This window comes from Acinetobacter corruptisaponis (assembly GCF_030053775.1).
Classification (GTDB): domain Bacteria; phylum Pseudomonadota; class Gammaproteobacteria; order Pseudomonadales; family Moraxellaceae; genus Acinetobacter; species Acinetobacter corruptisaponis.
Genome location: NZ_CP125669.1, coordinates 831,186 through 846,498 on the forward strand (window position 1 = coordinate 831,186; position 15,313 = coordinate 846,498).

Annotated in this window: 14 protein-coding genes; 3 read left to right on the forward strand and 11 right to left on the reverse strand. The window is 41.2% G+C overall.

Going from position 1 to position 15,313, the window contains the following annotated elements; all coding sequences use genetic code 11:
• Positions 1 to 52: 52 nt before the first annotated feature.
• Complete coding sequence (locus QLH32_RS04105; RefSeq protein WP_283268242.1) at positions 53 to 829, forward strand: M48 family metallopeptidase; 777 nt, start codon at positions 53 to 55, stop codon at positions 827 to 829.
• A gap of 243 nt (positions 830 to 1,072) precedes the next feature.
• Here the strand turns inward: QLH32_RS04105 and QLH32_RS04110 are convergent, their stop codons facing one another.
• The 8 genes from QLH32_RS04110 to QLH32_RS04145 all read right to left on the reverse strand — a co-directional run bounded on the left by QLH32_RS04110 (position 1,073) and on the right by QLH32_RS04145 (position 10,790).
• Positions 1,073 to 2,803, reverse strand: a complete 1,731-nt coding sequence (locus QLH32_RS04110) for an acetyl/propionyl/methylcrotonyl-CoA carboxylase subunit alpha (RefSeq protein ID WP_283268244.1) — start codon at positions 2,801 to 2,803, stop codon at positions 1,073 to 1,075.
• The gene (locus QLH32_RS04115) at positions 2,787 to 4,379 is read right to left on the reverse strand and encodes a 5-oxoprolinase subunit B/C family protein (RefSeq protein ID WP_283268245.1); all 1,593 of its coding nucleotides are present in this window, start codon (positions 4,377 to 4,379) and stop codon (positions 2,787 to 2,789) included. The genes QLH32_RS04110 and QLH32_RS04115 overlap by 17 nt, the downstream gene beginning before the upstream one ends.
• A gap of 31 nt (positions 4,380 to 4,410) precedes the next feature.
• On the reverse strand, positions 4,411 to 5,169 hold the full coding sequence (locus QLH32_RS04120; RefSeq protein ID WP_283268246.1) for a LamB/YcsF family protein: 759 nt from the start codon (positions 5,167 to 5,169) through the stop codon (positions 4,411 to 4,413).
• A gap of 202 nt (positions 5,170 to 5,371) precedes the next feature.
• The gene (locus QLH32_RS04125; protein ID WP_283268248.1) at positions 5,372 to 6,247 is read right to left on the reverse strand and encodes a class I SAM-dependent methyltransferase; all 876 of its coding nucleotides are present in this window, start codon (positions 6,245 to 6,247) and stop codon (positions 5,372 to 5,374) included.
• A gap of 95 nt (positions 6,248 to 6,342) precedes the next feature.
• Positions 6,343 to 7,863 carry a flavin-containing monooxygenase gene (locus QLH32_RS04130; RefSeq protein WP_283268250.1) on the reverse strand — a complete coding sequence of 507 codons (1,521 nt, stop codon included), beginning with the start codon at positions 7,861 to 7,863 and terminating at the stop codon, positions 6,343 to 6,345.
• 83 nt (positions 7,864 to 7,946) lie between these two features.
• On the reverse strand, positions 7,947 to 8,771 hold the full coding sequence (locus QLH32_RS04135) for an SDR family NAD(P)-dependent oxidoreductase (RefSeq protein WP_267979863.1): 825 nt from the start codon (positions 8,769 to 8,771) through the stop codon (positions 7,947 to 7,949).
• 38 nt (positions 8,772 to 8,809) lie between these two features.
• Positions 8,810 to 9,781, reverse strand: a complete 972-nt coding sequence (locus QLH32_RS04140; protein ID WP_283268251.1) for a metal-dependent hydrolase — start codon at positions 9,779 to 9,781, stop codon at positions 8,810 to 8,812.
• A 46-nt stretch (positions 9,782 to 9,827) separates the two neighbouring features.
• Complete coding sequence (locus tag QLH32_RS04145; protein WP_283268252.1) at positions 9,828 to 10,790, reverse strand: metal-dependent hydrolase; 963 nt, start codon at positions 10,788 to 10,790, stop codon at positions 9,828 to 9,830.
• A gap of 496 nt (positions 10,791 to 11,286) precedes the next feature.
• Between QLH32_RS04145 and QLH32_RS04150 the strand changes: the two genes are divergently transcribed.
• Complete coding sequence (locus tag QLH32_RS04150) at positions 11,287 to 11,904, forward strand: TetR/AcrR family transcriptional regulator (protein ID WP_283268253.1); 618 nt, start codon at positions 11,287 to 11,289, stop codon at positions 11,902 to 11,904.
• 28 nt (positions 11,905 to 11,932) lie between these two features.
• On the opposite strand, the gene QLH32_RS04155 is transcribed toward QLH32_RS04150, so the two are convergent.
• Positions 11,933 to 12,865: a TauD/TfdA dioxygenase family protein gene (locus QLH32_RS04155; RefSeq protein WP_283268255.1), complete on the reverse strand. Its 933-nt coding sequence runs from the start codon at positions 12,863 to 12,865 to the stop codon at positions 11,933 to 11,935.
• Positions 12,866 to 13,087: 222 nt separating this feature from the next.
• On the opposite strand from QLH32_RS04155, the gene QLH32_RS04160 reads away from it, so the two are divergent.
• Positions 13,088 to 13,957 (forward strand): IS982 family transposase, encoded by an 870-nt coding sequence (locus QLH32_RS04160; RefSeq protein ID WP_283266581.1) that lies wholly within the window; start codon positions 13,088 to 13,090, stop codon positions 13,955 to 13,957.
• A gap of 54 nt (positions 13,958 to 14,011) precedes the next feature.
• Here the strand turns inward: QLH32_RS04160 and QLH32_RS04165 are convergent, their stop codons facing one another.
• Positions 14,012 to 14,836 (reverse strand): ABC transporter ATP-binding protein, encoded by an 825-nt coding sequence (locus QLH32_RS04165; RefSeq protein WP_283268257.1) that lies wholly within the window; start codon positions 14,834 to 14,836, stop codon positions 14,012 to 14,014.
• 71 nt (positions 14,837 to 14,907) lie between these two features.
• Entirely contained in the window at positions 14,908 to 15,123 is a 216-nt protein-coding gene (locus tag QLH32_RS04170; RefSeq protein WP_004654121.1) for a TOBE domain-containing protein, read from the reverse strand.
• Positions 15,124 to 15,313: the final 190 nt, after the last annotated feature.

Sequence of the window (15,313 nt, forward strand, 5' to 3'; positions counted from 1 at the left end):
TCCTCCTTAATCATGACGATATTCATAAGATACTGATTTGGAGCGAATAAGTATGAAAAAATTGGCTTTAAGCCTTTGTGCGATCACTGTAATGACCATTTCAGGCTGTGCCTCATTTGCAGATATGGCGGGTGCGGACAGCGCAACCCTGAATGCGCAATCAGCACAAAGCTTTGCACAGATGACTCAGGAAGCACGTGCCAAGAACCAGCTGGATACAAGTTCAAGTACCTATCAACGTATTAATAGTGTGTTCCTGCGCCTGAAACCTTATGCTGATCAACTCAATCAAACAGGTCAACGTTTTGACTGGCAACTAGCGGTATTAAAATCTGATACCGTCAATGCCTATGTGGCACCAGGCGGTAAAGTGGTATTCTATACAGGCATTGTCAACAAGCTGAATTTGACCAATGATGAAATTGCGGCAGTCATGGGCCATGAAATGACCCATGCACTTGAAGAACATGCAAAGAGTAAGATTGGTGCACAGGCACTGACCAACCTGGCGATTGGTATTGGCACATCGTATGCGGGCGCCAATATCGGTGATCTAGGCAATGCCGCAATTAATTTAGGCAGTCAAATTGGTATTGGTCTGCCTTATTCACGTAATCTGGAAAGCCGCGCCGATTACGGCGGTTTAATGCTGATGGCAAAAGCGGGCTACAACCCAAATGCGGCCATTAGCCTTTGGGAAAAAATGAATCGTTTAGATGGTGCGGGTGGCGCTTCATTCCTGTCAACTCACCCATCGAATACACAGCGTATTGGCGATATGCGTAAAAACCTGCCAGCTGCGATGGCTGTGTATAACAAACGCCGTTAATAAGTATTATGGCCTTTCTTACAAGAAAGGCCTATTTCAAGATACTATAATTGTTCTATTTTCTAGAAATTTTTAATGATTTTAACCAGCCATCACAAGCATGTTTTAAATTATCTTCCTGTATCTAACGTATATAGGTTCCCCCATTATATTCCACAATAAAAATATATAAATTTTCTTCTAGACACATTATTTTTAATCCTTAAAGAAATATCATTTATTAAAATTTAACGTAGGTAAATACTAAACAATCTCCGCAATTTTAGTATCTGCATTTAGCGTTTGGTTTAAAGCTGCCAACGATTTTATTTGTCCCGTACGATGTGCAACTACCTGCACTTCCATTTTCATTGCTTCCATAATTGCAATTACATTTCCCTGCTCGACATGATCATTTTCCTGAATTTTCCACTCAGTAATCACACCATTGATTGGGGCCAACACATCATTTTCATGCTGTGAAATATGCATGCCTTGATCAGTAGATGTGTTTTCTTTCGGTGACCCGATAAGACTAAACAGCCCGATTGGTAAGCCAATTTGATGAAGTTTTCCATCAATCTCTATCGGGTAACGTTGCAATTTACTGTGATTAGGTTTCTGGCTACGGGGATAAGCTTCAGATTCATTCTGGTAATCCTGCTCAATCCAGCGGGTATGCACCTTAAACTCATCGACAAAATCAGGTTCAGACAAGATGGTCTGATGAAATGGCAATACCGATGCCACACCCTCCAATTCAAATTGTGCCAATGCCCTTTTAGCACGCTGAATGGCGATTTCACGTGTAGCACCCGTCACAATCAATTTGGCCATTAAAGAATCAAAATGACTCGATACCAGACTGGACTGCATCACACCTGTATCTAAACGGATACCAATTCCTGCTGGCGGATTAAACTGAGTAATCTGCCCAAATGCAGGAATAAATCCACGTGCAGGATCTTCCGCATTAATGCGAAATTCAATCGCATGCCCTTGTGGTTCTGGCGTTTCCTGAATAGAAAGTGGCTGCCCCAATGCAATCTGAATCTGCTCAACGACCAAATCAATACCCGTTGTTTGCTCGGTTACTGGATGTTCAACCTGTAATCGGGTATTCACTTCCAGAAAGGAAAGCTTGCCATCCTGACTCAATAAGTATTCAACTGTTCCAGCCCCCTCATAATTGGCTGCCCGACAAATATCGACAGAGGACTGTATTAATTGCTGATAAATCTGTTCATTAATAAATGGTGCTGGCGCTTCTTCAACCAGTTTTTGATTACGGCGTTGTAGTGAACAATCACGGGTTCCCACCACAAGCACATGACCATGTTGGTCTGCAATGATTTGTGCTTCCAGATGTCTGGGCTTATCCAGATATTGCTCTACAAAACATTCACCACGCCCAAAGGCAGCCTGTGCTTCCCTTACCGCAGATTCATATAAGCCTGCAACTTCATCCAGTTGCCAAGCTACTTTTAAGCCACGTCCACCCCCGCCATAAGCTGCCTTAATTGCAATCGGCAAACCATATTGTTGTGCAAAAGCGACCGCTTGACTGGCTGAGTTAAGTGGCTGTTCCGTACCCTGTACCAACGGTGCACCAACAGACTGGGCAATTTTACGCGCCTGTATTTTATCACCCAGTTTTTCAATGCTTTCAGGTGATGGTCCAATCCAGATCAAACCCGCATCAATAACTGCTTGGGCAAAGTCAGCACGTTCAGATAAAAAGCCATAACCTGGATGAATCATGGTTGCTTGTGACTGTCTGGCAATATTTAGAATCTTATCAATATCCAGATAGGTTTCTTTCGCTGTCACGCCAGACAATGCCCATGCTTCATCGGCGAATTTGACATGTATACTGCCTACATCATCATCTGCATAAATGGCGACTGAGTGAATGTCCAAGTCCTTACATGCCTGAATAATACGAACTGCAATCTCTCCGCGATTGGCAATCAAAAGCTTATGTGGCTGATTCATTGTGATTGATGTCCATAAAATCTGAAATTGGGCGGAACTGGATCGAGCAACCTGCTGGAAGCTGTGCAATTAAATCAAGATGGTAAAGTGCGACCGTAGCAATGACGGGGTAACCGCCAGTCAAAGGATGATCATTCATAAACAGTACAGGCTGACCATTTGCAGGCACTTGTAATGCACCTGTGCAACAGCCCTCACTGGGTAATTCCTGATGCAGTTGCCGTTGTAGAGGTTGATCACCAAATAGCCTTAATCCAATACGATTGCTTTCTGCCGTTACCAACCAGCATTGTTCCAACAGTAACGCTAGACTGTCCTGAGTAAACCAATCGGTTCGTGGCCCCAAGACAATATCAACCATGACTTGAGCACCCACTTTCGGTAACGATACTGGCAATTGATTTAAATCGACAGGCAGTGTTTTTAACTGGGCTGAGTAAATTTGATCCCCAACCTTGATTGGCGGTGTACCCAACTCAGCCAAAGAATCATAACTTGCACTGCCTAGCACCTGTTCAACCATAATACCGCCACGGATGGCCAAATAATTCCGAATGCCAGCCTGCGGCGATGAAATATAGACTTCATCACCCTGATCCAATGCAATGGGTTGGTATAAGTTTTCCTTTACTTGATGCGCACTGGCATAGTGAATCCACAGTTCTGCTTGCGCACCTGTCACTGCAATCACAGTCGATTGTAAAACCTGTAACCGCAATCCGCCATTAAGGATTTCCAAAACTGCGGCATGGTGAGGATTTCCCACAATTTGATTGGCGCTTGCATAGGCAGTAATATCCATCGCACCCGCCTGCCCCACACCAAGAGATGCCATATTTCGCCGCCCCTGATCTTGTATCAAAACCTGCAAGCCAACACTTTTAACCTTTAAAATGGCTGTTTTTTCTATTAATTGATTAGCAATGAATGGCGTAGATGGAACAGTAATTTGCACTGGATTCTGAGTTATATTGTTAAAAACAACCTGATCACTCGGAAGTAATAAAGCAGGCTGTTGTCGATGCAGATCCCACATTTTCTCATGGGTTTGACCAATCAACTGCCACCCACCTGGACTATCTTTGGGATAAATACCACTATATTCACCAGCCAGCCCAACTGAGCCTGCACAAATCTTTTTCCGTGGTGAAGCCAAACGTGGAATACTGCCAAAAGGATGGTCTGGACTGATTAAATAGGCAAAACCAGGTGCGAAACCGATAAAGGCAACTTGCCAACGACTATCAGTATGTTTTTGAATGACTTCATCTATACCAATACCCAGATATTCAGCAACATGAGCTAAATCAATACCGTCATAACGAACATTGATCACCACCTCTTTACCTGAGTTAAAAAAATCCTGATCGATTTTCTGGGCTGAAATCCATTGAATCAGTGCTTTTGCATCCGTGAATAAATGATCAAAATAAACCAGTATGGTTCTCGCGGCTGGAATCATTTCCTGAATATGGGGATGCTGGGCATGCTGTAAAAAATGATGTGCTGCGACGGTTTCCTCTAAACTGGAAAACTCAACTAAAAAACAATTTAGATTGACCGATAAAAACCGCATGTCATCATTCTTTCCATATTCATTACAGTATTTAGTTTACAAAAGGGCGTACTTCAATTTGATGGGCTGTAAGTGCCTGACGAATCACCTGCGCCATCTGCACTGCGCCCAAAGTATCCCCATGCACACAAATGCTATCTGCCTGAATTGCTGTAAATTCACCCTCGATTGATTCAACTCCACCTTTTAACACCATGTCTAAAACACGTTGCGCAACAAGCTCGGCGTCATGAATCACCGGATTGGCTTGACGACGCGAAACCAGCGCCCCATTGCTGTGATAGGCTCGATCAGCAAACGCTTCTGAAACAACTCTTAAACCTTGCTCACGTGCAAACTCAATTAACGGTGAACCTGCCAATGCCACCAGAACTAAATTGGCATCATATTGTTTGATTGCATCAATCACCGCCTTGGCTTGATTTAAATTTGTGGCAATGGTGTTGTACAACGCACCATGGGGTTTGACATAGCCAACCTGAGTTCCTGCGACTTGTGCCAAGCCCTGTAATGCGGAAATTTGATAGAGTACATCGGCAAACAACTCATCATAAGATAAATCCATATTGCGACGACCAAAACCGACCAAATCTGGGTAGGACACGTGCGCACCGACACTTACATTAAGTTCAGCCGCCTGTTTTAGTGTATTGAGAATACTGAGTGGATCACCCGCATGAAAGCCACAGGCAATATTGGCGCTACTGACAATAGGAAGAATTTGTGCATCATTGCCCATTTTCCATGAGCCATAGCTTTCACCCAAGTCGCTGTTTAAATCAATTTGCATACTGCATTCCACTCACATCTTTTCTTTTTTACAAGTCCTCGCTTTAGCAATATACGCGAAACAGGCAGTTTAACAACTCTGATTTTTATCAGTTTTATAGCTTGAAGAGGTAATTAAAATTGGAAAAGGTAAATCTTAATCATTACTTTGACTTTGAATACCTCTAGCCACAAAAGATAGAAGCTAGAGGATCATAGGAAACCTATTTCATCAAACGCAAATGCAGCATCCGTGTCGCAATGGTATGACGGATATGATCAGGGCGATTATGAAAATAACGCTCGCTCAACCCATCACCCGATAAATCTTCTGCAACAACATAGCCCATTTTTTCAACCTCTTGGTGTAATACCTTTGGTCTAAACTGCCCTTTTAATGGCTCTTTCAAGAAACGGGTAAACTGCGAAACAAACAAGCTACCAAAGCGCTCTACACCCTCCAATTCTCTATAATCGATGGAGTAATCTAAAACCACCTCACTATTGGCTGCCGCAATGTTGGCAATACTCTGCAAGGTATATAGCGTGGTTTGTGGTTCTAAATAATGGGTTGTACCCAACCATGAAAAAAATGCAGCTTGATCTTGTTGAAAGCCACTTCGAGCCAAGGCATCAGCAATCGACTCTTTTTCAAAATCTATCGCAACAAACTCAACATTTTTTGGAACTTCTCCAAAGTCTTTTAGCTTTTTTTGTTTTGCTGACTGAGTATCAGGATGATCCACTTCAAAGATTTTGAGATTGGGATATTGTTGTGCCTGGCGTAAGGTAAATGAATCCAGCCCAGCACCGACCAATACATATTGCTGAATGCCTTGTTGAATCGCCTGTTGTAAGGAATCTTCAGCATAGCGTGAACGCCCAACCACCTGCCCTGTCAACAATCCCAACGTTCGGTTAAATATGGATGAGTTCATCACTTTAACTGTCAGTGGTGTCGTTAGTAATTTTTTCCAACCTGTACTGGTCAACTCAAATGCAAAAGGATCAGAAAATACTGGATTTTCAGCATTCTGAAAATGATTGGCACGTAATGCTGCGGCAGCTTCAGCCGTTCGACTCGATTGTCCTTCTTTCATCTTTCTTTCCTAATTTATTTTCTATCTTGCAAAAAATAAGCAGCAAATTCCATCCTAAGATAAAATTTACTGCCCTTTCACGATTTATTTAAAAATTAGTTGGTTTTTTCAGTCTGGTATGTCACCTGATAATCATTCAAATCCATACGTTTTAAACGTTGCTTCAACTTCTTCAATGACCACGGCCATGCAGCAAAGTTACGGCCATTGGCATCCAGATAGTAACTCTTACATCCGCCCGCATTAAATACTGTGGTTTTAAGATGTTTTTGCACCAGCTCATTATGATGCTTGATCACTTCAGGCTTAATGTTCAACTTGGCAATGTCTTGGTCTCTGATTTTCAATAAACCATCAACAATATAATCCAGTTGCGCTTCTGCCAAGCCAATGAATGAGTCATAGACCAGTACGTTTGGACCTAATACCAGGAATGCGTTTGGTACATTTTCAATGCTGGTACCCAAATACGCTTCTGGTGAGCTGCTTTTCCACAGGTCATTTAAAATCTCACCTTTTTCATTGGCAACACGCTTACCAATTGGTGGATGAGAAACCTCAAACCCTGTACCCCAAATGATCACATCCACTTCATGACGTTCACCATTGGCAGAAACAACAGTATTGCCTTCAACCTTGACCAATCCATGTGGAATGAGTTTAGTATTTGGTTGTTGTAAGGCTGGATAATAATTGTTAGCGAACAATAAACGCTTACAACCAATGGTAAAGTTTGGCGTTACATTTTTACGCAATTCAGGATCTTCGATTTGGAAACGTAAAATCAGTTTAGCCAACTCACCGACTGGCTTTAACACGGCTGGGTTACGTAAACCAAAGTTGATTGCATTCAATGATTGAGCAACTGCTTGACGCCAAGTTTTTTGAATCAATGGGTATTTTTCAATTAATTTTTTGCTGATATCACCTAAATCAGTATCAGGCTTTGGTACGACCCACGGTGCAGTACGCTGGAATACATAGAGTTCTTTAGCTTTTGGCTGGATTTGTGGGACAAACTGAATAGCTGATGCGCCTGTACCAATCACCGCAATACGTTTACCCGTTAGATCATAGTCATGATTCCATTTTGCTGAATGGAACATTTCGCCCTTAAAGGTGTCTAAACCATCCAGTTTTGGAATCTGAGCTTCAGTGATTGGACCTGTTGCAAAAATCGCAGTACGCGACAGGAACTGCCCTTTATTGGTGTCCATCACCCATAAATTACGTTCATTGTCCCATTTAGCACCCAACAGTTCTGTACCAAACTCGATTTTTGAACTCACACCAAAATCTTCGCTGACTTCTTCTAAATAGCTTAAAATTTCAGGCTGACGAGCAAACAGGTGACTCCATTTCGCACTTGGTGCAAATGAATATGAATACAATGCTGATGGTACGTCACAGCCACAACCTGGATAGGTGTTTTCACGCCATGTGCCACCCACACGGGTTGCCTTTTCAATGATCTTGTAGTTGCTATAACCCACCTGATCAAGACGAATTACGGTTGCAATCCCTGAAATGCCTGCACCTACGATAAAGGTATCGTAAATGTGTTGAGGTAATGCTTTTTTGTCAGCAGAATTTAATTTTTTTGCTTGAGCTGTCATTAAAATTTCCTTTCATTTATTGCACTGAAATAAGCCTATCGTTCACCTTATTTCAGTCATCAAAATCTTTTACCCGACTGGGCTTACTTCATTAATCGGTACGATGTGCCCAGGAATTTTGCATATAAATTCGGTGCAGTACGTTTCATAAACCAGAACAACTTGGCATCAATTTGTGGAATGGTATAAAGCTCACCCTTATCCAAACGGTCCAATGTCAGCTTCGCAACCTTGTCACTGGTGGTAAATGCCAGATTAGTCAAGGCATAGTCCAAAAGACCCTTGTGGGGTACCTTGCCATTTTTAATGATGTTGGTTGGAACCAATGTCGGACAAAGCACATTGACCTTGATGTTCGATTTTCTCAATTCAGCCGAAAGAGTCTCAGACAAGGCACGTACACCCGCTTTAGAGACGTTATAAACGGTCATCTCTGGCGCTGCGGTATACGATGCTGCTGAAGCAACATTGATGATTGCACCATGACCCAGTTGTTTAAACTTTGGTACAAAGGCACGGCAACCATAGATCACACCCCATAGGTTGATATCCATGCACCATTTCCAGTCTTCTGATGACATTTCATCAAACTTACCGCCCAGACCAATACCTGCATTGTTAATCACCAAGGTGACAGGATTCTGCATCAATTGCTCAGCCTGTTCAGCCAATTGATTGACCTGTTCCTCTTTGGCAACATCGCATTGCACTGCAAAGGCTTTGGCACCCAGTGCTTCAACCAGACCTACTGTTTCTTTTGCCGCATCCAGATTGATGTCTGAACACACCACTGTGCCACCACGTTTTGCCAATTCAAGGGCAAAACTACGACCAATGCCACTTCCTGCACCAGTGACCACAGCAAATGCTTTTTGGCTTGGTTTGGTTTTTTTACCAAATAATTTCATATTGGTTTTCCAGTAATCTATTGTTTAGATTGACCAAGTTATGCAGATGCTGCACGTACTGGTGGTATAAATTCTTTAAGGAAATACGGTGTCAATAATCCCGTTTCAGGATTAAGCAACCGCTCTTTGTAATATTGCATGTATGCTGTCGTATCATGATCATTTGGATGGAAACTTGGACGCAGATATTCCAAAATATGTATAAAACTGCTACCAAACACGCCACGCTCACTACCGAATAGCAGCCCTGTGCTTTCCACAATATCTTTCATATAGCGGGGATTCACCAGATTGCTTGGTTTACGAATAAATGGCATCAGATAACCACCGAGTGATACCCCACCTAAAATGGTCAGGCTTGCCAATAGGAAACCTGTAATTCTGAGCCAGTAATTACCTGACAATTCCAGGAATACGTCATAAGCAATATCTTTATGCTCTGACTCTTCCAGCATATGCCACATCCACATTGCCCGCTGTCTTTCGTCTTGTGAACCAAGCAGATAGTCTTCATGCTGCATCATAAATTCAGCCAGCACAGCAGTGTAGTGTTCAATTCCTGCCATTAGGGACAACTGCAATGACTGCGGCAGTTTATAAATACCGTATTCAAAGACTTTATCTGCAATCGCACGAAGCAACTCCACTGGGTAGCCATTTTCCTTCAAAACTTCATCATTAAACTGGTTGTGAATTTTTGAGTGAATCGCTTCCTGCCCAATCAAAGAAGTCAGTCTTTGTTTTAAAATAGGATCATCAATAAAATCACGGTGATGACGTGCAGTTTCAATCACCACATCCTCACCAAAGGTTAAGAAAATAGATAATGCATGAAAATAAGACGTTGCTAGCTCTTTATTCAAAAAGAACCTTTCATCTAATTCTGTCGGATTAAACTTAAAATCGAAGTGGCGAATCGGTATAGATGGCTTATTTGCCAACTCCTGAATAAGCCCTCTATATTTCGTACTCAGCTTATCTGAAACCTTACGTATCACTTGAGCGACCATTCTTTAAATCCTATAAAAATCAGGTAGGAAGAGAAGCCTTAAAAATCTAGGCAACTTTCTGAACCTTAGGTGTAAATTCTTTTACAAAGAATGGATGTAACGCACCGCCCTCTGACAGGAGTTTCTTCTCATAATATTCAAAATAAGAAGAAGCATCGTGGTCATTCGGGTGGAAGTCAGGACGTAGATAATCAAAGATTCGTCCCTGTGTACTACCAAACACACCATCTTTTGGACTGAATACCAGTTTCACGCCACGTGCCGCATCTTTCCAGAATTTAGGAGTCAACATTTCCTGTGGTTTACGCAGTAAAGGCACCCATGTTGTGGTCATTGGAATAAGACCTAGAATGGTAAAATACGCAAGGAAGAAACCAGCAATACGCAATGCATAGTTACCATTCAATGTTTGGTAAACGTCATAAGCCACATCTTTATGCTCAGATTCTTCCAGCATATGCCACATCCACAACGCACGTGTCTTGGCATCCTCAGAAAAATAGAAGTTCTGTTCATGTTCCATCATGTATTCCGCCAGCACAGCGGTAAAATGCTCGATCCCTGCCATTAATGAGAGTTTTAATGGTTGTGGAAACTTGAGGAAAATTAATTCAAAGAATGTTTCACCCAGAAAACGGTACAATTTCACAGGATAACCAAGTTCAATAATTGCATCGTTAAATTCATTGTGCAGTTTTGAATGAATCGCTTCCTGACCGATCAATGAAGTCACGCGCTGTTTCAGGATTGGGTCTTTGAGCAGGTCACGGTGATGACGTGCAGTTTCAATCACCAGATCTTCACCATAGGTCAAGAATACTGAAAGTGTGGCGAAGAAAATGGTGGCGAACTGATTGTTCATATAAAATGAAAGATCAACTTGCTTGCCTTCAAACCCGATTGCCAAGTGGCGGATTGGAATACTTTTTTTACTTGCAAAATCAATTTGCTCAGTTATTGGGTTAGATTTAAACAGACTTAAACCTTTTTTTAATGTGCTGCTAATCATGGCTACACCTACCTACTTCACTTGAGCGTCATTTGCCCTTTTACATTCTTTCTCTGAATCAGGTTCATCACTTTTCGTATCTCTAAAACTATCTTTGAAGTTACGAAAAAATATTCGGGAGATATTTTTGAACCTAATTTACCACTGCAACCAATGTAAACCGATCTTATGTTCGGATTCAATTCGGGTAAATTCAGCCAATTTAAAGAAAATATTGAGTCCAAAAATTAGTGTATTTACTCTACTTTACAATAATTTCACTTATTCATAAATATAAAATTAAATAATTAAAATCAATTATATAATTTAATTTAAACAATATTAATTAAAATAGAGTAATTCTGATAGACGATTTTTTGGTTACATTTATTACAGTTTAAAACTGGATATTAAAAACAGTGTAATTTTATTTGTTCGGATTACAGGCATAAGACTTTTATAGGATGCTGCCCCATGTTAATCTGACATTATGTTCGGATTTTTTAAATAACCTGTCATGGCTACCCGTAAACCCCGTCAAACCCGATCCAAAGTTACTGTAGACACCATTATTGAAGCTGGTTTTATTGCTGTCGCCAGCAATGGCACCAGTGGCACCACCACCCGCCATATTGCTGATATTGCAGGTGTGAGCGTGGGTTCCTTATACGAATATTTTAAAAATAAAGAAGAAATCTACGATGCCATGGCCAAGTCCTTTGTCAAGGAAGTATTGGATATGGTGAAAGAGCTGACCCCGATCATTGTGGAAATGGAGTTGGAACCTCTGTTTGAAATGATTTTCTATACGTTCCGTGACTTGCTGACCCGTGACAATGACCGTTACCTGATCTGTCTCCAATATGCCACTGAGCTCAAGTACGAGCGCTACATTGGACAGATTGAAATGGCGCTGATGGAAGTGCTGATGAAATATATGATGCGCCATCCAAAATACTTAAAGGTCAACAACCTCAGCGTTACCGCCTATATCAGTATTAACAGCAGTATCTTTAATGTGGCACGTCACCTAATCCTACCCAATCCACAGATCAGCTTTGATGAGATGGTCAGGGGGCTAAGTACCATGATTATCAGCTACATTGATGCAGAATTGGCTAAGGCAGAAAGCTAGAAGCCAGCTTTCACTGGCTTCAACACATTTAAAATGGTCTTGACCCTGCCAGACTGACACGTTTCAGCAAACGGCGTTGTTCGGCAGGAAAGGCGGTACGGGAGTGTAACGTCAACTGGTTGTCCCAATAGACAATATCGCCAATTTCCCACTGATGTTCATAACGATATTTTGGCTGCACGATATGCGCCCTTAAACGTTCAATCAGGGCTGAACCTTTCTGGTCGTCATAGCCAACCACCTCCACTTCAGTCTGCGCATCCAGATAAATACCGCGTCTACCACTTTCAGAATGGGTACGCACCAATGGGTGTGGAAACGCCGCACCTAAAATCGGTTGATCTGAAAAACGGTATTTCGGAATTGGACTTTTGTCCTTTAAACGCAAGAATGGGTTATAGGTAATCAGTTGCAGACCCTCGATTTCATCCTTGGCTGCCTGATCCAGATCTTCATAGGCCTGTACCGTGTTGTACCAACTGGTTGCACCACCATCTTTGGGTAACTCAATAGCATACAGCAAAGAGCCACTGGATGGCTGTGGGGTCCAGTGATGGTCGCTATGCGGGGTTAGTTCGCCATGCCCTGTATAATCGCCCTCACCCACCGCATTGGAGACAGGCACAATGTCAGGCGGTGCGTTGGTATCATTGCGTGTCGCCAAAACAGGTACATCAATCGGTGGACGGAAAATCCCACCAAAATAACTGGCAAATGCAAGCAGGTCATTGTCCTCCAGTTGCTGTGCCTTAAACACCAAAATCAAATGCTCATGCAACGCCTTTTTTAGCTTAAGAATGACTTCGGCACTCTGCGGCTTGCCTGCGTCCAGTCCTGTCACAATCGCACCCAAGGCACCATTGATGGGAGTAATCTGTACAGTATCTAAAGTATGCTTGTGATATTCATGCCAGCGTGGTGCATTTTCAATTGCCGCTGAAAGTTGTGTAAGTGCAGTCATTTTATTTTCCAGTCAACTCATTTTATTAAAAAACTTAATTTTAATTAATTAAGGTTAGGCCACCATTTAAGTGATACTTTAAAATATATTTAATTTATGCAATTTAAGAACCAATATTTTTTTATTAATTTAACCTGAATCACGGATAAGCCATAGACTTGAAAAAGAGAAGGACTAGAGCCATCAGTTAGTTACCACACAAAACTTACGACTCTAGTCCTTATGTTCGATAGTACCCAATTATTCTGTATAATTGATGATTTCTTTCTAAAATTTGAATCAGTTTACTGGAAATTCTTAAAGCAAAATCTTAAATGCCTAAGAATTCGCCCTGCACAGCTCAGTATTTCTGAAATTGTCTTTATTGCAATTTGGTATAAACATTCACATTTCAATAACTTTAAAGCATTCTTTACGGCACTGAGACATAACTATCTTCATTTATTCAAAAGCCTGCCTTGTTACCAACGTATGATTTACCTGATCAATACTCATCAACTGGCTTTACATGCCTTACATTTCGCCCTGATGAAAGATCAGCAAAGTTCTTATTTATGGATCGATTCAACGACATTGGCTGTCTGTAAAAATCAGCGAATAAAAAGACATAAATCGCTAGCAGCAATTGCAACTCGTGGTAAAAGTTCTATGGGTTGGTTCTTTGGTTGTAAGTTGCATGTACTTATGAATCAGTCAGGTGAAATACTCAGCACAGCTTTATCAAATGGGCATACAGCAGATATAAAAATGGTTGAACAGTTAGTCAAAGGAATGACTGCTAAATTGTATGCTGATCGTGGCTATATTAGTCATGAATTAAAGAGTAAATTAAGAGTACAAGATATTGATTTAATTACCTATCACCGAAAGAACATGAAATCTATACAGTTATCAAAAGCAGATGAATACCATCTGAAACAACGCAATAAAATAGAAACTTTATTCAGTTTGCTGAAGGGGGCGTACAATCTAGTGACGACTAGAGCGAGAAGTGTTGCAGGCTATTTAGCTGGTATTTATGCATCTTTATGTGCTTATCAAATATGTCATCAAAACAAGCCGATGATTCGTATTATGGAAATATCGGCTTAAACAAGATTCGGGTTAATTTAGTCTTTTTTATGATTATAAAAAGTTTGCCTAGTATTACCAGGCAAACTGAAATTGATTAAAATCTTTGGTCGGTGCAACCAGTAAATGATCTTCAACATTATGACTAAAATCAGTCAGAATATCATTGCGAATGGCCGCAAGACGAACATCTTCACGTACACGCGGATGAGCCAAACTGACAGGCACGATTCGCTTGATACGTCCTGGATTCGGTTGCATCACCACCACACGATCACCCAAGAAAACTGCTTCCTCAACATCATGGGTCACGATAATCATGGTGATTTTTTCAGTTTGCCAAATCCGTTGTAGCTCCTTTTGCAGGTTGGCACGCGTTAGTGCATCCAGCGCGCCAAACGGTTCATCCAGCAGCAGGATTTTCGGTCGGTTGATCAGGCTTCTGGCAATGGCGACACGTTGGCTCATCCCCCCTGAAAGCTGTTCTGGATAAGCCTCCTTGAACTTGCTTAATCCCACCAGCTCAATGTGTTCATCAATGAGTTGATTCTGTTCTTCTATAGACAATTTACTATTCAATAAAGCAACGCGAATATTGTCCTGAACATTTAACCAAGGAAATAATCGGTGGTCCTGAAACACAATACCACGTTCCAGACTGGTCCCCTCAATCGGCTGTCCATCCACCAGAATCTTGCCTTCAAACTGGCTGTCCAATCCAACCAGCAGGCGCAGTAAGGTGGATTTTCCACAGCCACTGCTCCCAACAATACTGACAAATTCACCCACCTTGATATCCAAAGAGATATCATCCAGAACCTTTAACTCATGTCCCTGATGATGACCATAAGATTTATTGAGGTGATTAATTTTTACTGATCCGACATTTATTGATGTCATTTTTAGCCCCCAGATACAGAAAGCCTAAATATAACAAGGAATCTCCCTATTATATTTAGTACCTATATTTTCTATAGTTTTGCCAAAGCAACTTCTGTTGACTTGATTAATACAATCACTTCACTACCCAATTCAAGATTCAGGTTTTTTACTGAGCGTGTGGTAATCACCGAAGTAAAAACACCTGCGGGTGTTTCCACATCCACTTCAGAAACCACACTACCCTCGATAATTTCCTTGACCACACCACGAAACTGATTACGTACATTAATTTGAGGAATACTCATATTTCACCACTTAGCATTTGTTTATTCAATCTAGTCTTGTCATATTAGGCAATGAGAAAATATTTTGAACTATTATTTTTCGATATTTTTTGATTAAAAAACTATATTTATTTTCTATCAATGATTATATATTTTTAAGCAAAAAAAATTGGGGTAAATAAAAAGGTGACTGTATGTCACCTCACTATTT